Consider the following 23,629-nt stretch of genomic DNA (forward strand, 5'->3'; position numbering starts at 1 on the left):
ATGAAATTTAAATTATAGAATATTCTTTGATTTTTTATCAGAAACCATCAGTTCTTCAATCTCTTCGAGACTTTTGTTTTTGGTTTCAGGAAGTTTTCTAAATACAAACACAAATCCTAAGGCACAGATAATACCGTACAACCAGAAAGTGCCTGATGTGCCCAGATATTCGTTGAAAATAGGGAAGGTTTGTACTAAAAGTGCAGAGGCGATCCATAGCGCAAATGTGGCTACAGACATCGCAACACCTCTAATTCGGTTAGGGAAAATTTCAGATAAAATCACCCAGGTAATAGGAGCGAGGGACATGGCGTAGATTGCAATCGCCAGTAATACCAGTAATAATAAAGGGAAACCAGTAACATTCGTATAATAAAAATAACCCAATAAAGCATAGATTACGGCAAGTGCGCCGGAACCAAAAAGCATTAACTTTTTACGGCCAATTTTGTCTACAGTTCCCATGGCAACCAACGTAAAAATCAGGTTGATACTTCCGGTAATGACAATATTCATAAACAAATCATTGATGCTGTAACCAGCCGAAACAAAGATTTCCTGAGCATAGTTAAAGATGATATTGATCCCGCACCATTGTTGAAAAGCAGCTAATACGATCCCAATTACAAGTATGGGCAATGCTTTTTTGTCCAATAGCATTCTGAAATCGGTTTTCTCTGTTTCATGAGAGAACGTTTCTTTTATTTTTACCGAAGCTTCTTTGGCGTAAGCCAAACCGCCAATTTTGGTAAGTGTATTTTCTGCCGAATCATAATTTCCTTTTTTAGCCAAATATCTCGGACTTTCCGGAATTAAAAACATTAAGATGAAGAATAAAACTGCCGGAAAAAATCCTGCCCAAAACATCCATCTCCAACCCGTTTGTCCGTTCCAGGAAGCCAGAATCTCAGCGTGCGTATAACCAGCCGGAATAACTTCGGTGATTAACATATTGGTAATTTGCGCGGCAAGAATACCAATAACGACGGTAAGTTGATTGATCGATACAAAAAGTCCTCGGGTTTCTTGTGGCGCAATTTCGGCAATATATAAAGGTGAAATTGTCGATGCAATCCCAATTCCGACACCGCCAATAATTCTCCAGATAATAAAGATCGTAAAGGTTTCTGAAGCCCCAGTTCCAATCGCCGATATAGAGAATAATACTGCGGCAGCGATCAACATTGGGCGTCTACCGTAAGAGTCTGCCAGTTTTCCTGCAACGGCTGCACCGGCAACACAGCCCACAAGTGCACTACTCATTGCCCAGCCTTGTAAAGCCGGAGAATCTGAAATGCCAAAATAAATTTCGTAAAATGGTTTTGCACCACCTATTACAACCCAGTCGTAACCAAAGAGTAAACCACCCAATGCTGCGACAAGGCTAATTGATAGTAAAAAGGTATAATTATAATTTTTCATAAAAAGGTTTTAATAGCTTTTGTAAAATTAGCAGAATGGGAACCTTTGATTTATGGATATTTTTTTTGAATAGATGGACTATAATACGATTTTTTTGTGCTTTATCCTAAAATACGAAAACAATTGCGCTACTGCTTGTATTCGGTGCGATATTGTATGGGCGAAGTACTCATTATTTTTTTGAATAAACGAGAGAAATACAACGGATCATTAAACCCCAAAGCAAAGCTTATTTCCTTTATGCTCATAGTGGTAAAACTAAGATACTGACAGGCTTTTTGCATTTTTAAGTAATTGAAATAATGTATAGGAGAGTAACCAGTTTGCTTCTTGAACAAGGTAAAAAAGTGAGAAGATGAATAGTTGAAATAAGCCGCCACATCATTGATTTTTAAAGATAGATCAAGATGTTTTTTCATGTAATCAATGGCAGACTCAATAGTATTATCCTCTGAAAAGATCCTGTTTTTTTTGATGAAAAATCGCTCATATAAAAAGGCATTCAATAATTGCCATAACGAGAGATTGGCATATTCGAGATTGCTGGCGCTGTAACCGTCTTCCATAACGTCCAGAATATTTTCAAAAAGTTCAATTCGTCTTTCTTCCAGCGATAATTGGGGCGCTGTGTCCGGAAATTCGGTGATGAATTTTTGATAGAAATGCGGTGCTTGCGGTCCGGTAAAATGAATCCAGTAAATGCTCCACGGATTTTGCTTTAAAGCATAATAATCATGTGCCACTTCGGGAGGTATTATATAAAAGGTATTCGCCTTAAGGGTTATGGTTTTATTTTCTTTACTAATAATGCCTTCACCTTTGTAACAATAAATCAGGATATATTGTTTGCTTCCATGTTTTCGTTTGATCGAATGGTGGCTTGCATTGGGGAAAACGCCAATATCAGTAAAATACAAACTGGCAATAAGTGCATTTTGCTTAATTTCTGAAAGTATGTTTTTAGGAATCACAATCATACGCTGTCCTAAAAAACCTTCTTTAACTTTTGTTTTTTCCTTTTGTGCTGAATTCTTCATTTTGATGAGACTATTTTTCAAATATCGTAATTTAATCCATGTTTTTAGAAAAAATGTCCATTTTGATGCAAATAATCAGAATTACATTTGAAACATTAGAATAACAATGATGTTTTCAATCTCTTTTTTTAATCAATATGAATCCTAATAATAAGATTGTACACGAACCTTTTGGAGTTTGTGAGGGCAAAGAAATCTTTAAATTCAAACTAACCAATGTTCAAGGAAATTCCGTTGAACTGCTTAATTATGGTGCCGTAGTAAAGTCCATAGTAGTGCCGGGTAAAAATGGAAAGAAAGAAAATGTAGTTTTAGGATTTTCAACTTTAGAAGGATATTTACAAGATACCTCTTATATAGGAGCAACAGTTGGGCGTTTTGCCAACAGAATCAATAATGCCGAGTTTTCTATCGAAAATAAAACTTTTCATCTCGATAAAAATGACGGTAAAAACAATAATCATAGCGGTTCGGCAGGATTTAATAACAAGATATTTGATTTTATTGTAAACGAAGATTCGGTGGTTTTTTCTTTAGAAAGCAAAAATGAAGAAGGCGGTTTTCCTGGAAATGTAAGCACAAAAATCATTTATAAATGGACGGATAAAAACGAACTTAAAATTGAATTTTTGGCTGTAGCCGATGAACCAACACCGCTCAATTTTACCAATCATTCCTATTTTAATTTATCGGCCTGCGCCGAAAAAATACACAATCATAAACTGAATATTCAGTCGACTAAAATTCTCGAAAGTACTCCGAATTATATTCCGACAGGAAAAATAATTCCCGCTGATGATTATTTGTTTTTTAATTATAAACTAACTGATGTAATGCAAAATAACGGATTGAATATCTATTATGTTTTTGATAGAATTTCGGCCAATGAAAATGCGGTCTGCGAATTATTCGAAGAAAAATCAGGAAGACTAATGCGCGTTTATACCTCATATCCAGGCGTGCAATTGTATACCGGAGATTATTTAAACAGCGCGACAATTGGAGAACATTCAAAAAAATACAAACCATTTGACGGACTTTGTTTAGAATGCCAATATTATCCGGATAGTCCTAATCATGCCAATTTCCCCAATACCATATTCAAAGCAGGACAGATTTATAATGAAACGATTACATATGCTTTTGATGTTATGATTCCAAAATATGCCACAGATTAAAAGATTTTTTTCTGCCACGACCCGAGCCTGAAAGAGCGAACGGACGAAGTAATTCCACGAATCAGCACGAATTAATTTGTGAAAATTTGTGCAATTTGTGGCTAAAAAAACTTAACGTAAAACAATGTTCACGTTTTTTTTTGCGACGATTTGCAAAAAGTAATTCGTGAATTCGTGGCGAAAAAAAACTTTACAAACCAATAAGACTTTACAAACTAATAAGACTTTACAAACTAATCTTTAAAAACTATATAAATGAAAAAAAATTTTATTCATCGCTCTTTAAGTTTGCTGATACCTGCACTATTTTTTGCACAGGTCAGCGTTAAAGCACAAAATGAAGGACTTTCTCTGAAGTCAAAAGACAATCTAAATAAAATTGAATTGTCTTTAGCCGAAGGAGGAAAGCTGTCTTATAAAGTTACCCGCAAGGATAAAACGATAATTTTAGATTCTCCGCTTGGTTTGACTTTCGAGAACAATGATTTTACATCTGGTTTATCAGTTGTAAAAGTTTCACCTGTCGAAGAAAAGCGTGAAAAGTATGAGCTTAAAGTAGCCAATAATAAAGTGGCAGATCATGTTTTTAAAAGCAAAAGCATAACATTCAAAAACAACCAAGGCGCTTTAATGACAATAGATTTAATTGCCGGCGCAGAAGGCGTTGCTTTTCGATATAAGTTTACTGAAAAGGAAGATCAAAAAAGAGTGGTTACCAATGAAATTACAGGATTTCATATCGAGCAAAATGCAAAAGGCTGGCTTCAACCGTATAATAAAGCAGGAGATTATACGCCGGGTTATGAAGATTTTTATGTTAATGTAAAGTCAGGCGATCCAATAAGTGGTGCGCGAAATGAATCTGTAGGTTGGTGTATGCCGGCGCTTTTTAATGTAAATGGTACTAAAAACTGGGTGCTGATTGCAGAGTCAGGAGCAGATGGCACATTTCCGGGCTGTCATTTATTACCAGATGCTAAGAATGGAATTTACAGCATAGGATTTGCTAAAAAAGACGAAAAATTTACCCTGCCTTTACCGGATAAGGAGGCATATCCCGAATCAAATTTACCATGGACAATGCCTTGGAGAGTGATTATGATTGGTGATAAAGCTGGTGATATTTTATTGTCGACGATGATTACAGATTTGGCTCCGGCCTCTAAAATTGAAGATACTTCCTGGATTGTACCGGGAAAAGCAGCTTGGTCTTGGTGGTCACATCCTGAAGATTTTACGCCTGAAATGTATAATAAGTTTACGGATGTTTCGGCTTCGTTTGGATTCAGATATACACTTTTTGATGCCGGATGGGAAAAGGCCAATAAAGAAGGAAAAATTATTGATTATGCTTTGTCAAAAGGAGTTCAGCCTTTGGTTTGGGGATATTCGGCAGAATATTTTGATTCGCAAAAAAGAAAAAACAGGTTCAAAGAATTGGCTCAAATGGGTGTAAAAGGTGTTAAAATAGATTTTTGGTGCTCAGATCGTCAAGAGGTTATGGCAGCGCTGCAAGGCGTTTTTGAAGATGCCGCCAAAGAACATTTATTGGTAAATTTACACGGTACAACAATACCAAGAGGCTGGCACAGAACATGGCCTAATTTTGTAACGGCAGAAGCTATTTTAGGAACCGAAAGTTATTTTTATGAGCCAAGATTTCCAGAAAAAGCAGCAGAACAAAATACAGTATTGCCTTTTACAAGAAACGTAGCCGGACCAGCTGATTATACACCGTTTGCGTTAACTTTTAGAAAATATACACGTTTAAATACTGCAACACACGAACTTGCAATGGCGATGATTTATACCTCGGGTGTTATTCATTTTGCCGATTCGGAAGAAGTTTTTAATTCACTTCCTGATGCGCTCAAGAATTTATTGAAAGAGATGCCTGCAACTTGGGATAAAACAGAATGTATAATTGCAGATCCGGGTAAAGCAATCGTTTTATCACGCCAAAAAGACAATCTTTCTTACATAGTGGGGATAAATGGTACAAATGCAGCAGAGCCAATTTCAATAGATCTTAAAAAATACGGTAAAGGTTTTTCGAAATTCAGAATTATCTCTGAAGGAAAAGATCCTTTAATGGATTTTAAAGTTGAAACATATCCTTTAACTTCAAAATGGCAATATAATTTAGCTCCAAAAGGCGGATTTATTATTCAGTTTATAAAGTAATACGACTTTTTTAATTGTTGGGATATTTAGCCGCAAAGCACGCAAAGTTTTTTGCTAAGCAGGATTTTATAAAACGCAAAGTTCGCAAAGCTATATGTAGAAATAGCTTTGCGAACTTTGTGTAAAAACCTTGCGCACTTTGCGGTAAAAAAACTTTACGGTTAAAATACCCTGCGGTTAAAATTCCTCCATCCAAAACCAATCAACAATAAATTGAAAAATAGTAAAGGCAAAAAGGCTTTGGCAAAACTGATTTCTGACGGATCATGAAACGTTTTAACTTTAAATTTAGACCAGTTTTCTTTGCTAACCTCTGCATTATCAAAGATTTTTGGATAAAAATACAAACGCATTCTTTCATGAAACTGCTTTGTTTCTTTCAAAAATAAAAGCTGATTTCCTAAGTCAGATTGGGCAATTTCGTTCAGTTGAAGCTGCGTATGCAAGGTAGGAATAAATTGCGCTATAAGCTGACTCGCTTTATTGCGTTGCTGTAATTTATGCTCTAATTCCTGAGATTGTTTCGCCGAATCATCATCGCCGGCTTGTTGCATGGCGTAATACCAAAGCCAGCTGAATTCCTTATCCGGCAAAGGATAAGTTTTAAATTGCGGATAATGATTGTAGAATTTATCCATCGTTATTTTTTTATCCATATCCCATTTTTCATGATAGGCATTTCGTTGTTTTACCGTTAGTTCCAGAGCTTCGGGAATTGGAAATTTATTGACAATATAAGTATTGATTACGGCTGGTAAAATAATAATCAAAAACAACCAAATTGTTAATAAAATAACCGCATTAAAGTTGGAATTCTTTTGTAAGGAAACAATGAAAAAGCTAATTGCAAACCAAAAAAGAATGTACAGAATTCCGAGCCCGTAAAATGTAAAAAGTGACTGGTTTAAAGGAATATTCAAAAACAGAATGGCTATAAAAAGCACAATCGTTAGTAGTGCAATCAGACTTAAAATTCGGATATAAAACAATTTCAGAATGTAGAAAAAAGTGTTTTGGCTTTGAGTAGCCACAATTTTCCAGGTGCCGCTTTCTTTTTCCTCTGAAACCAGATTATAAGAAAAGGCAATGATTAAAAGCGGAAAAAGATAAATCAAAACAAAGCTAAAATCGATATTTCCGGACAAAAGATTATTAGGGTTGTTAAGTTCCGAATCGTATTTCTGACCTTCTAAACCACGAATCGTCACACTTTGTATCGACGGATTTACATCTCGCTGACCAATAGCCAGACTATTAACGGGCAAAGTTGCATTAACCAGCGAAAATTTGATGTAATAGAGCAGAAGCCCCATTTCGTCTTTATGAAAAGCAGCATTTCGGGCAATATGTTCTTTTTGATAAAGTGCCGCTTCTTTGATATTATTTTGTTGCTTTTGCTGAAATTGCTGACCAATCAAAAGGCTTATAAAACAAATTACTAAAAGGAAAACCAGTCCAATTTTGGTTCCTTTAGATCGTATGAAATTTTTAAAAAGTAATGCTAACATATTAAATGGCTTTAAGGTTTTTAGCTGCAATTCGAATCAAAACAAAAAGCATTATTATCCAGAGAATTATAGAAATAAAAGAAAAAATTTCGGATTTTAAAACCTCCAGAATTCCTTTTGGTTCATAGTGAAATTCGGCCACATCAGCCCAATGTTCTTTGTTGATTGTTAAAGGTTTGTCATTAGGGCCAGGTTTTTTATTACTGATGTATTTTACCTGCAAACCATTCATTTTTTGCGCCATATTGTAGCGATAATCCTCGGCTTGTTTTTGAAAATCGATATACGAATCGTAATCTGTATTCGATAATCCCATCGATACGTTTTTTATCGCGATATAGGGATTTAAAAAAGAAACGGTTTTAGAAAAACTATTTTGCTTTTTATACACTTCAAGTAATTTTTCTAAATGCTGATTGTATATTCTGGAGCTTATTTTTTCGCCTTCGGTCATAATAAATCCGGAATAATTGAAAGGAAGTTTTTGTACCGAATCGACTTTGTAAACGCTTAAAAGAGAATCCTTAATGGCTTTATAATGCAAATCATTCGGATTATGGCTGTCTCCTTGTGTAAGGATGTCTTTTTCGATATCACTCTGAAACTGGATTTTAGATGGTGCTTCAAAAATATAAGCCCCAATTGCCTGAGTGGTTCTTGGTAGAATAATGGTAAAAACCAGCCAAATCCCGATCAATGAAATCAATGCTTTTTTTGATGTTTTGCTTGATGCAGAAACTAAAACGGCAATGATGCAAAAGAAGATCAGATAAACAAAATGAAACAAAATAAACAACAGCATTTTGATGGTTTCATCTGCAGAAATGCTAAAATTCTGAAGTAATAACCAGATCAAAACCAATACAATAATTGTGGGAACGAAAAGAATCATGATCACGCCTGCAATTCCGAGTATTTTACCTCTTAGTAATTGTTTCCAGCTAATTCCCTGACTTAAAAGCAATTTTAAAGTTCCGTCTTCTCTTTCGGCGGCGACCGCATTAAAACCTAAGAAAAAGATCAATAAAGGCAATAAAATTTGCAAAACCATGGCAATACTTATTTCTCCAAATCGAAGCATACTGTTCGAAAATCCTGCTTCAGAGAAATTGGCAGTATTTTGTTTGTGCGCTTCGAGAAAAATAGCATTCCCGAAAAACGGCTCCATTCCAAATTCAAAAACACTTAAGGGTGTACTTTTTCTGAAGGCAAAATTCCCGTAATGTGCCATTCGATGCGGGTTTTTGTCCGGATTTTTCAACCAGTCTTCTCTGGATTCGTGTTGGTATTTTTCGCTGGTTTCGTTTTGATTGCTATAATTTTCCCAACCTGAAAACGCAGCATAAAGTAAAATGATCCCAATAAAAAGGGTAATAATAAAAACTGCCGTATTCTTAAAAACGGAGTTCTTTAAATGTTTGGCGATTAAAATTTCTATGTATAATGATTTCATACCAATTAAAATTTATAAGTTACAGTCAGGCTAAAATTTCTGGGAGCACCGGGAAATAATCTCAGGTAATTCTGAGCACCTAACCAATATGTTTTATTGAATACGTTACCCGCATTAAGCGCAATTTGCATATTGCTTTTGTTGGGTTTGTAGTAAACAGCGGCATCAAAAACGGTAAAATCAGGAAGTGTAAAAGCTCTTGTAAACCACGGCACTTTGCTGCTCTGGTATTGCATGCCAAAACCAATTCCTAAATCCTTCAAACCCGAATCGGAATTGAAATTATAACGTGTCCATAAATTGGCGCTGTTTTTTGGCGTATTTTGTTTTCGTGCACCAATTAACGAAGCATCGCGATCGTTTGTAATTTTGGCATCGATATAACTGTACGAAGCATTTATTTGCCAGTCGGCCGTGATATAACCTGCCAGATCACACTCGAAACCACGGCTTCTTTCAGCACCTCTGGTGACCAGTAAATCGGGATTGGCCGGATTATTAGCATTCATCAGAATATTACGCTGATTGATCTCGTAAACTGCTGCATTAAAACTCATCGAATTATTGAAGAAAGTCGCTTTTAAACCTACTTCTTTCAAATTACTTTCAAGCGGATCAAACAAACTTCCGGCAGGTAAAGACCCCGTTTGAGGCATCAAAGTCACGGTATTCGATTGTGGCTGATAACCTTCAAGATAAGTTGTGTAAACATTAATTTCGTTGTTAATAGCATAAGTAACACCCACACGAGGCAATAAAGCCGACTTTTTAACCGTCAATTCATTGTTGGATTCATAATTGGTAATGTCTTCAAACCATTCGTTTCTCAAACCCAGTAAAAAAGTAAATTTCTCCCACTGAATCTGATCCTGAATATAAATGGCATTTGTAGTAGTCAATGCAGATGGCAGCGCTGTTCGAACATTTAGCGTATAATCATCTGCGCTCGTAATAGTATACGTTGGATTATTCAAATTGAAATAATTGACATTGGGTTTTGGTAAAATGACACCATCAATCGTCGTCGTTTGATAATTGGCAGCGTTTGCCGGAACAAAAGTACCCGCTACAGTTCCGTCTTTTAGTACATAACCTCTTGCTGCATTTTGTCCGCCGCCTTTGGTTTTATTCCAGGAACTTAAATCGTATCCAGCCAATAGTTTATGTTTGATTTTTCCGGTTTTTAGATCGAAATTAAAATACGCACTCAAATTATCGATATCCCAATATTGCTGGCGTTGTACAAATTGCATCATGGCCAGACTGGTTACCGGCTGATTGTTCATATCAACTGCAAAACCGTTTGTCGTTCTGTGTTCCTGAAGATCTTCTGTCCAGGATTGTTTCATGTATTGGGCATTAAAACCTATTTTAGAACTGAATTTATGAGCGAAACTTGTCGTAAAAATCATTTCTTTCGACTTGAAAAAATCGCTGGGAGCGCCCAGATTTAAACTAATTGGTGTTTTATTTAAATTCGTAACTCCCGCAACCGCACCAAAAATAGGCTGACCACGATCGAGAATTCCAGTCATGTCACTCAATATCAATTCAGTATTAATCGCCGTTTTTTCATTTGGGATATAACTGAAAGACGGAGAAATCAAAAACGACTTATTATTCACTAAATCACGAAAGGATTTGGCTTCCTGATACGCTCCGTTTACTCGGTACAAAAGTGTTTTAGATTCGTTAAGAGGCCCCGTAAAATCTAAGCTTCCGCGAAAAGTACTAAAACTCCCTACACTCAGACTCACTTCTTTTCGATCGATAGATAAAGGTTTTTTAGTCACTAAATTGATGCTTCCGCCCGGATCTACAGAGGAAAATGTGGCACTCGACGGACCTTTAATCACTTCAACACGTTCGATATTGGTAGTTAAAGGCTGTAAAAAGTAATATTGACGGGTTCGCATTCCGTTGATGATCTGTCCTTCTTCATTTTGGCTGATACCGCGAATTGTATATTGATTGTAATAACTCGCCGGAATCACGCCGCTGGCCATCTTCACGGCATCGGCAAGATAAAAAGCACCTTTGTCAGCGATTAATTCTTTGGTAATTGTCGATATTGATTGCGGAATATCTTTGTTTAAAGCCGCAGTTTTTGTGGCAGCAAACGAATAATCACTATTGTATTTTTTTGATGAACGACCAACGATTTCAACTGTTTGCAATTCATTTCTGGCCACTTTTACAGAGTCTGGTGCAATGCTGTCTTTGGTTTTTTTGTTAATGATTTGAGATTGTACGCAGTGAGTACCAATGATTAAAAATATAAAAGGATATATATGTTTCATTTTATGTTAATGGAAATTATACTTCCTTTTTTATACCGTTTGTAAATACAAGTCTTCCAGTTCATTTGCCGATATTTTATCGGCTTCAATAACTGTTACCAGATTGCCTTGTTTCATGATCCCAATATGAGAAGCAACTTCCCTGGCTCTGAAAATATCGTGTGTAGCCATCAAAATTGCCGTTCCGTCTGCAGAAAGTTCTTTCAGGATTTGCGAAAATTCGTTTGAAGCCTTTGGATCTAATCCGCTTGTAGGTTCATCCAGCAGCAATACTTTTGCTTTTTTTGCAATGGCAATGGCAATACCTACTTTTTGACGCATACCTTTAGAATATCCGCCAAGGTTTTGTTCGTGAGCTGTGACTTGTAAGCCCGCTTTAGTCAGGAAATAAGTCAGTTCGCCTGTAGAATATTTAAATCCGGCAAGAGACGAGAAGAATTTCAGGTTTTCTAAACCGGTAAGATTAGGATACAGCATTACGGTTTCAGGAATATATGCAACATATTTTTTGGTTTCCTGAGCATTTTCTATAACCGAGATATTGTTGATTTTCAATTCTCCTTCTGTTGGCTCAATAAAACCAAGAAAGAGATTAATTGTAGTCGTTTTTCCGGCACCATTCTGACCTAAAAGTGCAAAGATTTCACCTTCTTTAATGGTTAAATTCAATTTATTCAAAGCAGTATGTTGGCCATATTTCTTGGTCAGGTTTTCAGCTATAAGCATAGTTTTTATGTATTTGGAATGATTTAATTTTGTTTTTTAGTTGTAGTCTCAGTCGCAGTTTTCAGTCTCAGTCTCAGTCTCAGTCGCAGTTATTGAGAGTCGCAGTCACAGTTTTGATTGTGAGGATAGGGATAGTTTATTACGGTTTCTGTAGAAAGAAATATTAGTATTTTTAAATAAGAATGATCAGCTAATGTTAATAAAGTAAAAAAACATAACCAACGGTTTCAACCGTTGGGGCGCATTTATTATGACATTTCAATATGACATTTTTCAATATGAGATTTCATTGCCAATAACTTATCCCAAGATTAAAATTTTAGGCTATTATTGAAATAATAAAAGATAATATTGAATTCTTTCTCACTTTAAATACTTCATTTCTAAAGTTCAAATGTGTGTTGATCCGTAGGAAGCATTCTTAATTTTTCGAATAAAATGTAGTAAACTAGATTAGGGCAGGAGGCGCTCTAAGGGCAAAAAGACTGCCTTTAAAGAAGGTTGAAGCCACTTTTGTATAAAAGAATACACAACAAGTTTGGGTATTTACCTTTTGAAAAGATAAGGATTGAAATGTGTTGGGAATAAATGTGCTAAAAGCAAAATGACAAATGTGACAATTGCCATCTACAGTGTGACTGTGGGTGATTTGTTTTTGTCCTTCAACATATTGATGATCACAAGGTTTTTCTGTTAGTTGCTTGTAAATATGTTCATAAGAATGCACAGTCTGAAACAGCATTGCGAACAATACAGTCAAAGACATAAAAAGATTAATTAAGACAATTTTCTTTTTCATTCTTGTTTTGTAAATCCTTTGTTTATGGCGAGTACATGAGTTTTTAACTAACGCAACTCGGTTGCAAAGATAGATATCTTAATTAAAAAAGTACCGGAATTGAATATTAATTTTAAAAATAGAAACTCAAAATAGTGAGTGCTACTTCTTAAAAATTACTATACAACAATTGCAGCGTATGAAAATCAGAAGATCCATCGAAATATTTATCTAATACTTCTTCAAATATGGGTTCCGAATTTTGAACGCTGGCAAACAAAGTCATACACGATTGTAATTTTTCATTATCAGGATTTCCAAAAATATCTTCAGCCGTTTTTTCGTCTGTTTTGATTAATTCGGCCGTAATTTCGATAAGATGTTTCCCCAGAATGGGATGTTCAAGAAAAGCGATTGCTTCATCGGCATTTTTAATTTCGTAGAATTTTGAGGTATCACAAGAGCCAAGCCCTTTTATCTGCGGAAAAATAAACCACATCCACGGAGATTCTTTTTTACCTTTTTTAATTTCTGAAAGTGCAGACAGGTATAATTTATTTTGCGCGTCAAGAAAACGAACCAACTCTTTATTATTGTAAGCCATTATGTACTGATTTTATTTGGGGCAATCAGGTCGTAAAACTACTGAAAATAAATAAAGTGAAGTATTCTGAAAGTTTTTTTTACGTCTGTTTTTTTCTATATATTAAGCGGGAAATTATCTGTAGTATTTATCGGAAATTTTGGCTGATTTGAGAGAAATTTTTGTTTTAGAAGTAAAGAAAATAATCTCGCGCAATCCCGATAGCTATCGGCAGCAAAGGCGCAGAGTTTTTTATTTGATTCTTTTTAAGTTTTTTAACTTGGCGCCTTTGCGTCTTTGCGCGAAATTGTAGACGTATATAGAATGCAAAAAAATAATCTCGCAATCCCGATAGTTATCGGGAGCAAAGGCGCAAAGTTTTTATTTGATTCTTTTTAAGTTTTTTAACTTGGCGCCTTTGCGTCTTTGCGCGAGATTTAGGCGTATATAGAATGCAAAAAAATAATAATCTCGCAATCCCGATGATTATCGAGAGTAAAGTCGCTAAGTTTTTATTTTAATTTGATTTAGAATTTTGAATCATTTTTAATCCTTTAATCTGTGGCAAAATAAAACTTTGCGATCTTTGCGAAAAACCTTTGCGACCTTTGCGGTTAAGAAAAATCCAATAATACTAAACTTCTAATAATATAAAATGTTTTCACATTATTATTCCTGTTAAGAAAGCTATTTTTTGTTACATATCCCGGAAATGGTGAGAGATCTTGTTATAATATTTCTATTTTTACTAATAGAGTTTCATTATCTGCTTAGATAATAATTGATTTTTTGATTTGACATTAGTTTTAAAAAATGTCAATTTCTGTAAACGGGCGTTCTGTCCAATAAAAAAATAAAATATGAAAATAGGATTAATCGGATTTGGAAAAACTGGAAAATCAGTAGCATCAATACTACTTGAAAACAAGAAATTTTGCCTGGAATGGGTTTTAAGACAAAGTACTGTTTTAGAACACAGATCAGTTCCCGAATTTTTTGGAATTCAGTCAGACGAACCCGGATTAATTTATTCCAGTTCAAAAACTACGATGGAAGAGTTGTTAGACAAACACCCGGTTGATGTAATCATTGATTTTTCGTCTAATGAAGGGATTTATACGTATGGAAAACTTGCCGCAAGCAGAAACATTAAAATTATTTCGGCCATCTCACATTATAAAGACAAAGAATTGCAATTATTAAAAAAACTGGCCCATAAAACCACCGTATTTTGGTCGCCAAATATTACACTTGGAGTTAATTATCTACTTTTTGCTGCTAAATTTTTAAAAAAAATTGCGCCATGGGTGGATATTGAAGTTAATGAAGAGCATTTTAAAATGAAACAAGGAACATCGGGAACGGCTGTAAAAATCGCAGAAGCTTTGGATGTTGATAAAGAAAATATCAATTCGGTCAGGGCAGGAGGAATCGTGGGTAAACATGAAGTAATCTTTGGTTTTCCGTATCAAACAGTTCGGTTAATTCACGAGTCGATTTCGAGAGAAGCTTTTGGTAACGGAGTTGTTTTTGTGGCCGAAAATTTGGAACACAAACAAAAAGGATTATACAATTTTGAAGATATTTTGACACCTTATTTTACTGTTTAGTTTTACTGCTAGTTTTATTGCTAGTTGTTTTGCTAGTTGTTTTGCCACAAAGGCACTAAGACACAAAGTTTTTTAATAAGGTGTAAAATAATCTAGCAATCCCGATGTCTATCGGCAGCAGAGACGCAAGTTTTAACCACAATCTTGTCATTTCGACGGAGGAGAAATCTTCGCAAGTAACTCCGCAACGAAAACCCAATCTTTGTTCAGCTTCTCTCGAAGATTTACTTCGTCTGTTCGCTATCGCTCGAGTCTCCTTCGATGAAATGGCAAAAAAAACATCAATAATTTGCACGAAATTCTCATTTCTATTGCAAAAAAAAAAACTTATTTCCTTTACTGTTAACCCGACGGATTTTTTAAATCTGTCGGGTTTATTGTATACGCTAATTTGATTCGAATAATAATTAATTCAAAACTATTTGATATATCAAATAAATAATTATATTTGATATATCAAGTAATTTTCAAGTTAAAGAATTATATATGAGTCAGAAAACCCCAACAGGAACAGTTCTCTACACAATAGAACAAGCGATAAAAGAATACAGGAAAGTGTGCCAAAAAAACATTCAGAAGATTGTTAGTGACATTACAGTCGATCAATGTTTGGTATTGATTATCTTAAACGATAACGCAAAAATTTCTCAGATAGAAATAGCTAGATTAATTTTTAAGGATAACGCATCGGTTACAAGAATAATTGAATTGATGGTTAAAAAAGATTATCTGACCCGGGAAACAGATGAATTGGATAAAAGAAAAACCAAACTAAAAATTACTAAAAAAGGCAGCGATACCATTGTTCTTTTGACTCCTGTTTTTAAACTTAATCGTAAAACAGCCCTTAACGGATTATCAACGGATGAAATCCAATTACTGGATCAAATCCTTCATAAAATAATTTTAAACTGTAAAACTTCATAAATAATGAAACACCTATTTGCCTTAGTATTGCTAATATTTTCGATTGGTTCGTATGCCCAAAAAGAATCAGCAGCAAAAGAAGATATTACTTTTAATGAATTAGATAAAAAACAAATTATTGATTCATTGACCAAACAACTTCAAGAATTCTACATACGGCCAAATGCTGTTGGTGATATTAAAAAGAAACTGAATGACAATTATAAAAAAGGGCTTTACAAAGACATGATTAAACCAAATGATTTTGCTGGTAAGTTAAGCTCAGATCTTATAGAAGTTAGTAAAGATTTGCATTTTGCTGTAAGGTATGATCCTGAATGGGTAGAAAGTCAGTTAAAAAAAGGAGATAAAGAGGTAGAAAAGAAAATTAAAGCTGAGGAATTAAGCGAAGCAAAAAAGAAGAATTTCGGTTTTGAACAAGCGCAAATTTTGGAGGGAAATATAGGCTATTTAAAGTTTGATTATTTCGAAGATCCGGCAATAGCTAGTGAAACTGCAGCATCGACTATGCAATTTTTAAGCAGTACTGATGCACTGATTATCGACTTACGTCAAAATAATGGCGGTGCTATGGAAATGGGACAATTTTTAAGCAGTTATTTCTATTTAGGTAAAGAATTACCTCTTTATAAATATTATTATAACGAAAAAAACAGAAAAAAAATCGAAAGAGAAATGTGGCTATTGCCATCTGTTCCCGGAAAACGTATGGAAGACATCGACATTTATATCCTGACAAGTTCAGTTACTTTTTCTGCTGCTGAATGGATGAGTTATTCGCTTCAAAATTTAAAACGTGTTACAATTGTTGGCGAAAAAACGGCTGGAGGCGCACACCCAATCGATCGAAAAGTATTACCGCATGGTTTTTCAGTTAATGTCCCTTTTGGAGAAGTAAAAGATCCTATCACGAATCTGGATTTTGAAGGAAAAGGGGTTATGCCTGATGTTTTATGCAAAAGTGAAGAAGCTGTAAACACTTCGCATATACTTGCTTTGCAAAAGCTTTCGGCAAAGAATAAAGATGCATTAAACAATCTGGACTGGTATATTCCGATAGTTAAAAACAGACAAAAAAACGTAAATATTACTACTGAAATTTTAAAGTCTTATGAGGGTAAATACGGGAAAGCCGAATTAAAATACGAAAACAATAATCTGTATTATAACTGGAATAATATAGCAACGCTGTTATTAAAACCTTTGGAACAGGATTTATTTTTGCTTGATGGAATAAATGATTTCCGCATAAAAATCGTTTCAGAAAATAATGTTGTCACGGGAATTAAAAGAATTTATCAGGACGGGCAGGAGAAGTTTTACAAAAAAGAGTAAAGGTTTTTAGAATTTAATCTCGCAATCCCGATGGCTATCGGGAGCAAAGGCGTAAAGTTTTTTGTCATTTCGACCGAAGAGAGAAATCACACTAGAAATGCCGCAAAGAAAATAAACTAATCTTTGTCGAATACGAGTGTGATTTCTCTCTTCGGTCGAAATGACAAACTTAACGGTTACAGATTGAAAAAAACTTTACGACTCTGCGTCTTGCGAGAAATTTTTTATTCCTATTAATCACTTCCTAAAAATCAAAGATTTACTATATTCCTCATTCATTTTGGCGATCGATAGAAAAACTCTTTTTGAAGTGTCGTTGTATCTAAGACTTCATTTATGTAAATTCCCAACAATGTTTTATGAATTATCTAATTCCCAATGATTTCTTTCCTGTGCAAAGTTCCCCATTCACTTAATGCTCCAATCACACTATACAAAGTGTGGCTGTGTTCTGTTCTTGCGTATTCAACAGTTGGCGGAAACGTATCATAAACCGTTCTGGTAACAAGTTTGTTTATTTCCAGATCTTTAAGTTCTTTCGAAAGCATTTTATCTGTAATTCCGTTGATGTCTTTGGAAATTTCCTTAAATCGTTTTGGCCGGTTTGATAATGCAATCAATATGGGCAGTTTCCATCTTCCGCTTAAAACTTCTAATGCGTCTCTTACAGGACGTAATGCTCCCAGACATTCTTCTGGTTCACAATTCATCTCTTTTGTTATATCGATTTTTGTTTTCATATAGGATTGTAGCATTTATTTTGTGCAGGTTTTGCAGATTAAAATCAATCTTTAAAAACCAGCTGGAGTCTGCGTAGAACTTTATTCATTTGAATTAAGACATTACTATCCTCAAGGATAGCACTATCCTTGAGGATAGTACTATAAAAGAGATAGCAAATGTAGATAAGTTTGTATTGTAAAACAAAATAGTCATAAAATGAGTAAAAAGATTCTGAATATAGTAACAAGTATCAAAGGAGATGCTTCATTTAGTAATAAATTATCCACTGCAATTCTTGAAAAACTGACAAAAGAATATCCGGCAAGCGTGGTAAAAACGTTTGACCTTTCAAAAACTCCTTTGCCGTATTTGGATGAATTGCAGCTTAATGCATTTTATACTCCTGAAGAAGCGCATACAACAGCTCAGGTAGAATCTATTCGACTTTCTGATGATGCGATAAAAGATTTATTAGAAGCTGATATCATTGTAATTGGTGTGCCTATTTATAATTTTGGAATTCCGGCATTATTGAAAGGATGGATTGATCAGGTCGCAAGGGCAGGAAAGACTTTTAGTTATGACGAGAATGGACCAAAAGGTTTAATAAGCGGTAAAAAAGTCTATTTGTCTGTAGCCTCAGGAGCTGTGTTTTCTGACGGACCTTATAAAAGTTATGATTTTGCTGAACCGTATTTGCGTGTAGTTTTGGGCTTTTTAGGCATAACTGATGTTACAACTTTTCGCGTAGAAGGAACTGCAATTCCTGATTTTGCAGCTAGTGCTTTGCCAAATGCTTTAGCAACTGTCGAAGAATTTGCTTTTTAAATTGACATAAAAGTACGAGAGTTGGACATTTTCGTAAATAAGAAACCCGACAGATTTATTTAAAATTGTCGGGTTTTAATATTTTGTAGTTCGCCACTAATTACACCAATTTTCACGAATTATTCTAAAGAGTTTGACACTAAAATTCGCTAAGATTGGTTTAATTTGCGGTTAAAAAAAGTACAATCTTAAAAAAATGGTTTGAATTTATTAGCTTTTATATCGTTCATCAAGATGAAGCTCTTTATTAAATTGATTGTTTGAGATTTCTTTCAGAAGATCTATAAATGAAATTTTCATTTTAACAATCACCGGATCGGCAGCGTAAACAAAGGAATATACATCTAAATTTTCATCGACGGCGAGATAGTTGCCGTCTTCTAAATCGTAAAATTCGTAATACGTTTTTCCGTCAAAATCCGTATCAAATACATTATTATAATCTAGCCTTTGTTTGATCTCATTGTCTAACTGATCGTAAAAGAGATCGACTTTACGTGCGGGAAATTCAAAATGGTTTTGGCTTAAATTGATGTTTTTAATAGAGGATAAATCAAATTCATCGGCTTCATAATTTGAATTGTGAATTTTTATCGCCCAGAGCAAATTATCCCAAAGCAGAATTTCAATTTCTTCGAACTTGTTGTTTCGTTTAGAAAATATCTTAAGTCCGGAAATTTTGCTGTTTTCGCCTCTTTTCTTGAATTTAATATAGTTTTCTCCTGGATAGGTAATCTCTACATATTTAAAATCAGGATGTAAGGACCATTTTTTAAAACCCCAAAAATTATTTTCGACAGGTTGTCTTTTTATATCCGATAAATAATCAGGTAGTGCATTAATAATGGCTTTAAAAAGTTTTTCCTGTTCTCTTAAAACCAGATCGGCTTTGTATTTTGGAGAAATCGCCCCAAACATTTTTTGTAAAAAAGTCATATTTATTTTTCGATTATCATAGTAACACCTTGTCCTCCGGCAGCACAAATAGAGATAAATCCTCTTCCGGAACCCTTTTCGTTTAATAATTTTGCCATAACACCAATGATTCTTCCTCCGGTTGCGGCAAAAGGGTGGGCGGCAGCGAGACTGCTTCCTTTTACATTTAGTTTTTCCCTGTCAATCGCGCCAAGCGTTTTCTTTAAACCCAATTGTGTGCTTAGTTCCGGACTTTCCCATATTTTTAAAGTAGCCAGAACCTGAGCTGCAAAAGCTTCGTGAATTTCATAATAATCAAAATCCTGCAAAGTCAACCCGGCCTTATCAAGCATTCTGCTGGCTGCAAATAAGGGCGCTAACAAAAGGTTTTGTTGGTTTTTGACATATTCAATCGCAGCAATTTCGGCAAAAGTAATGTAGGCCAAAATAGGAAGTCCTTGTTCCTTTGCCCATTCTTCGCTCGCCAAAAGTATACAGGAAGCCCCATCTGTAAGTGGAGTCGAATTTCCTGCCGTCAGCGTTCCGTTTACTTTATCAAAAGCAGGATTTAATTTGGCCAGCTTTTCAATTGTACTATCTTTTCTAAGATTATTGTCTTTATCCAATCCGTTAAACGGGCTAATCATATCCTCAAAAAAACCTTCGTCGTATGCTTTTGCCATATTCAAATGACTTTTAAGCGCCAGATGATCCTGATCTTCACGTGAAATTTTATAATGTTTTGCCGTAATTTCAGTATGCCCACCCATCGAAAGTCCCGTTTGAGACTCTTCGTTTTTAGGCACCAAAGGCGATAAATCCTTCGGTCGAAGTTTTAGAAACCATTTTATTTTTTCACCAAATGATTTCGCTTTTCTGGCATTCAGTAAAATTTTTCTCAGATTTTCGCTAACCGCAATTGGCATATCACTTATAGAATCTACACCGCCCGCAATACCTGATTCTATTTGCCCTAAAGCAATTTTATTGGCAATATAAATGGCACTTTCTATTCCGGTATCGCAGGCTTGCTGCAAATCGCAGGCAGGAGTTGCAGGATTAAGAGACGTTTTCATGACACATTCTCTGATCAGATTATTATCATAAGTATGCTTAATAACGGCACCTCCGGCGACTTCACCCAATAATTTTCCTTTCAGATTGTATTTATCTATAAGTCCGCTGAGGGCAGCTGTCATCATTTCCTGATTTCCAACATTCGCGTAAGCGGTATTTGCCCTTGCAAACGGAATTCGGTTGTATCCAACAATGGCAACTTTTCTAATAGTGTCTGTGGTATTCATAGCGAAGGTTTTTGTTTCCGTAAAGTTTTTTTCCAGATTAAAGATAAGCAGAGTTGGTTGTTATTTAGGTATTTTAACTAAAAAATCTTTGACTAGTATAAGAAAAATCGATTTTTATGTCAATAATTATAATGCGCTTTTAAAAAGTCAATATACTTGAAAATGAATGACTTATTTCTTTTTTTAATTCTTCTTTAGAAAAAACTTGAGATTGTTTTTTATTCCTTATTTAGAATAATTAAAAATAATTTTGGTTAAGAAGGTTTTAGGAATTACTTTTGCCATCGAAATCAAAACTCACATAATAATGAATATCTTAAATATAAAAAAAGCGCTATTTATCTTACTTTTTCTAACGTCATTGCAAATGATGGCTCAGGAAGCAGGAAAAGTAACAGGAAAAATTTCGTTAAGCGGAAACGTTCCGGCAGAAAATGTTTCTGTTGCTCTAAAAGGAACAAAATATACTGCTGTTACCAATGAAAATGGTAGTTATGAGATTAGAAATGTTAAACCTGCCACGTATACAATTAGTATTCATGCTGTTGGGATTCATCCGGTTGAAGCTCAGATTACCGTAAATGCAAAACAAACGGTAACCAAAAACTTTATGCTTACTGAAAGTCAGCAGGATCTTGACGAAGTAGTAATTACCAAAAACAAGTACAAACAGGATAAACCTTCTTTGTCGTTACGTCTTCAGACTCCGGTACTTGAAATTCCGCAAAATATTCAGATTATAAGTGCTCAGACTTTAAAAGATCAGCAAATTACAAGTATGAGTGACGGAGTAATAAGAAACGTGAGCGGTGCTGTACGTTCAGAACACTGGGGAGATTTATACACAAATATTAAAATGCGTGGTTCTCAGGTTCAGGCTTTTCGTAATGGTTTTAATGTAGTGTCTTCTTCGTGGGGACCTCTTACAGAAGACATGAGTTTTGTAGATCATATCGAGTTTGTAAAAGGACCGGCGGGATTTATGCTTTCGAGCGGTGATCCAAGCGGACTTTATAATGTGGTAACTAAAAAGCCAACCGGAATTACTAAAGGTGAAGCTACTGTTATGGCAGGAAGTTATGACTTTTACAGAGCAAGTATTGATCTTGACGGAAAACTGGATAAAAAAGGAAAATTATTATACCGTTTTAATGCAGCGGCACAAAACAAAGGTTCTCACAGAGCATATGAACACAATGACCGTTATGTAATTGCTCCGGTGATTACGTATCAGGTTGATGATAAAACAAAAATTACTGCCGAATATAATTTTCAGTATGCGAACATGACTGAGGTGGGTTCTTATTATGTATTTGGTCCTCAATCTCAAGGATACGCAACTTTACCAGTTGATTTTACTATGACACAACCGGGATTGCCTGATACTAATATTCAGGATCATAGCGGTTATCTTATGTTCGAGCATAAGTTTGATGACAATTGGAAATTGACGGCACAAACTTCTTATTTTAAATATTTACAAGAAGGATATAGTTCATGGCCAAGTGCTGTAGGTTCTGAAAAAAATACATTAGGAGTAGGCAACATTATAAGAAATGTTAGTATTTGGGATGCAGAAAGCAATATGTACTTAGGTCAGATTTTTGTAAACGGAAAATTTACTACCGGACCAATTACTCATAAAGTTTTAGGTGGTGTAGATTTAGGAAGCAAAGATTATATGGCAGATTGGGGACAATCGCATAATCTTGATACTCCTGCAAATCCGTTTAATGTTTACAATCCAAATTATGGTCCACCAGTAAATGGTATGCCCGCTTTTGATCGTATAACGCCGCTTTCAGTAAGAGCTGGCGGAAAAATAACTTCAGAATATGCAGCGGCATATATTCAGGATGAACTTGGTTTTCTTGAAAATAGATTACGATTGACTCTTGCTGCCAGATATACCTGGATTACTCAGTCAAGTTTTGGAGGAACCCAGGAGGACAGCCATATTACACCACGTGTTGGAGTTAGTTTTTCTGTAACGGATGATTTGGCTGTGTACGGATTATATGATCAGGCTTTTACACCACAGTCAGGTATTGTTAAAGAAGGTAAAATAAAACCACTTACAGGAAATAATGTTGAATTTGGTATCAAAAAAGATTGGTTTGATGGTTCTTGGAATACCAGTTTATCTGCTTACAATATTTTAAAGAAAAATGAGCTTACTTCTGACCCGAAAAATATTCCGGGTGGTCAGCAATATAGTGTTGTTCTTGGAGAAAAAAGAGCTCAGGGTATTGAATTTGACGTAAGAGGAAAAATCTTTGATGGTCTTAATTTAATTGCTAATTACGCTTTTACAGAATCTATTGTACTTGATTCAGATGTTACAACTATTAAAGAAGGTTCTGTTGTTCCGGGATATTCTAAACATACAGCGAATGCATGGTTGAATTATACGGTTCAAAACGGAAAGCTAAAAGGATTAGGTGCTTCTATTGGAGGTACTTATCTTGCAGGACGCGAAACGGATACGTGGAGCGTAGCATCAGAAAGATTACCGGACTATTTTAAACTTGATGGTGGTTTATCTTATGAAACAGGAAAAATAAAAATTACTGCTAACGTATTTAATATTTTGGATAAATATCTTTACAGCGGTTCTTACTATGAGTGGCTTGAATCTTATTACTGGCAAACAGAAGCACCAAGAAATTTTAGAGTTGGTGTAACGTATAAATTCTAATTTACAGGCCACAGATGACGCAGATTTAAACAGATTTTCACTGGTTTTTATTTTGCCAATCTTAAGCTAAAAACAAAAAGCATCCGTCGTAATGGCGGATGCTTTTTTATGTTTTTATGT

The 23,629-nt window shown here is 35.0% G+C and carries 18 protein-coding genes; 7 read left to right on the top strand and 11 right to left on the bottom strand.

Translation table 11 applies throughout. The features are described 5' to 3' along the window. Positions 1 to 12: 12 nt before the first annotated feature. A complete protein-coding gene (locus tag FLP_RS11835; RefSeq protein ID WP_065449712.1) occupies positions 13 to 1,422 on the bottom strand; it encodes a sugar porter family MFS transporter in 1,410 nt (469 codons plus the stop codon). A gap of 128 nt (positions 1,423 to 1,550) precedes the next feature. Then, entirely contained in the window at positions 1,551 to 2,459 is a 909-nt protein-coding gene (locus FLP_RS11840; RefSeq protein WP_065449713.1) for an AraC family transcriptional regulator, read from the bottom strand. A 137-nt stretch (positions 2,460 to 2,596) separates the two neighbouring features. Here FLP_RS11840 and FLP_RS11845 point away from each other — a divergent pair, with 137 nt between their 5' ends. Continuing rightward, positions 2,597 to 3,637, top strand: coding sequence for an aldose epimerase family protein (locus tag FLP_RS11845; protein WP_065449714.1), 1,041 nt, complete (start codon positions 2,597 to 2,599; stop codon positions 3,635 to 3,637). A 255-nt stretch (positions 3,638 to 3,892) separates the two neighbouring features. Further along, positions 3,893 to 5,821, top strand: coding sequence for a glycoside hydrolase family 97 protein (locus tag FLP_RS11850; RefSeq protein ID WP_065449715.1), 1,929 nt, complete (start codon positions 3,893 to 3,895; stop codon positions 5,819 to 5,821). 161 nt (positions 5,822 to 5,982) lie between these two features. On the opposite strand, the gene FLP_RS11855 is transcribed toward FLP_RS11850, so the two are convergent. The 6 genes from FLP_RS11855 to FLP_RS11880 form a co-directional block, all read right to left on the bottom strand. Next, on the bottom strand, positions 5,983 to 7,329 hold the full coding sequence (locus tag FLP_RS11855; RefSeq protein ID WP_065449716.1) for a DUF3526 domain-containing protein: 1,347 nt from the start codon (positions 7,327 to 7,329) through the stop codon (positions 5,983 to 5,985). 1 nt (position 7,330) lies between these two features. Next, positions 7,331 to 8,782, bottom strand: a complete 1,452-nt coding sequence (locus FLP_RS11860) for an ABC transporter permease (protein ID WP_065449717.1) — start codon at positions 8,780 to 8,782, stop codon at positions 7,331 to 7,333. A gap of 5 nt (positions 8,783 to 8,787) precedes the next feature. Then, on the bottom strand, positions 8,788 to 11,082 hold the full coding sequence (locus tag FLP_RS11865; RefSeq protein WP_065449718.1) for a TonB-dependent siderophore receptor: 2,295 nt from the start codon (positions 11,080 to 11,082) through the stop codon (positions 8,788 to 8,790). Positions 11,083 to 11,112: 30 nt separating this feature from the next. Then, entirely contained in the window at positions 11,113 to 11,808 is a 696-nt protein-coding gene (locus FLP_RS11870) for an ABC transporter ATP-binding protein (protein WP_065449719.1), read from the bottom strand. 448 nt (positions 11,809 to 12,256) lie between these two features. Next, positions 12,257 to 12,607 (bottom strand): hypothetical protein, encoded by a 351-nt coding sequence (locus FLP_RS11875; protein WP_065449720.1) that lies wholly within the window; start codon positions 12,605 to 12,607, stop codon positions 12,257 to 12,259. 148 nt (positions 12,608 to 12,755) lie between these two features. Continuing rightward, a complete protein-coding gene (locus FLP_RS11880; RefSeq protein ID WP_065449721.1) occupies positions 12,756 to 13,190 on the bottom strand; it encodes a DUF1810 domain-containing protein in 435 nt (144 codons plus the stop codon). A gap of 839 nt (positions 13,191 to 14,029) precedes the next feature. On the opposite strand from FLP_RS11880, the gene FLP_RS11885 reads away from it, so the two are divergent. The 3 genes from FLP_RS11885 to FLP_RS11895 all read left to right on the top strand — a co-directional run bounded on the left by FLP_RS11885 (position 14,030) and on the right by FLP_RS11895 (position 17,041). Next, positions 14,030 to 14,779 (top strand): 4-hydroxy-tetrahydrodipicolinate reductase, encoded by a 750-nt coding sequence (locus FLP_RS11885; RefSeq protein WP_065449722.1) that lies wholly within the window; start codon positions 14,030 to 14,032, stop codon positions 14,777 to 14,779. A gap of 486 nt (positions 14,780 to 15,265) precedes the next feature. Then, the gene (locus FLP_RS11890) at positions 15,266 to 15,706 is read left to right on the top strand and encodes a MarR family winged helix-turn-helix transcriptional regulator (protein ID WP_065449723.1); all 441 of its coding nucleotides are present in this window, start codon (positions 15,266 to 15,268) and stop codon (positions 15,704 to 15,706) included. A gap of 3 nt (positions 15,707 to 15,709) precedes the next feature. Continuing rightward, the gene (locus tag FLP_RS11895) at positions 15,710 to 17,041 is read left to right on the top strand and encodes a S41 family peptidase (protein ID WP_065449724.1); all 1,332 of its coding nucleotides are present in this window, start codon (positions 15,710 to 15,712) and stop codon (positions 17,039 to 17,041) included. 368 nt (positions 17,042 to 17,409) lie between these two features. Here FLP_RS11895 and FLP_RS11900 read toward each other — a convergent pair whose 3' ends face one another. Then, positions 17,410 to 17,781 (bottom strand): winged helix-turn-helix transcriptional regulator, encoded by a 372-nt coding sequence (locus FLP_RS11900; protein WP_065449725.1) that lies wholly within the window; start codon positions 17,779 to 17,781, stop codon positions 17,410 to 17,412. Positions 17,782 to 17,980: 199 nt separating this feature from the next. On the opposite strand from FLP_RS11900, the gene FLP_RS11905 reads away from it, so the two are divergent. After that, positions 17,981 to 18,592, top strand: a complete 612-nt coding sequence (locus tag FLP_RS11905; protein ID WP_065449726.1) for an FMN-dependent NADH-azoreductase — start codon at positions 17,981 to 17,983, stop codon at positions 18,590 to 18,592. Between the two features lie 210 nt (positions 18,593 to 18,802). Here the strand turns inward: FLP_RS11905 and FLP_RS11910 are convergent, their stop codons facing one another. Further along, entirely contained in the window at positions 18,803 to 19,528 is a 726-nt protein-coding gene (locus FLP_RS11910; RefSeq protein WP_065449727.1) for a hypothetical protein, read from the bottom strand. A gap of 2 nt (positions 19,529 to 19,530) precedes the next feature. Beyond that, positions 19,531 to 20,811 (bottom strand): acetyl-CoA C-acetyltransferase, encoded by a 1,281-nt coding sequence (locus FLP_RS11915; protein WP_065449728.1) that lies wholly within the window; start codon positions 20,809 to 20,811, stop codon positions 19,531 to 19,533. Between the two features lie 307 nt (positions 20,812 to 21,118). Here FLP_RS11915 and FLP_RS11920 point away from each other — a divergent pair, with 307 nt between their 5' ends. After that, positions 21,119 to 23,509 carry a TonB-dependent receptor gene (locus FLP_RS11920; RefSeq protein WP_065449729.1) on the top strand — a complete coding sequence of 797 codons (2,391 nt, stop codon included), beginning with the start codon at positions 21,119 to 21,121 and terminating at the stop codon, positions 23,507 to 23,509. Positions 23,510 to 23,629: the final 120 nt, after the last annotated feature.

This window comes from Flavobacterium piscis, assembly GCF_001686925.1.
GTDB lineage: Bacteria > Bacteroidota > Bacteroidia > Flavobacteriales > Flavobacteriaceae > Flavobacterium > Flavobacterium piscis.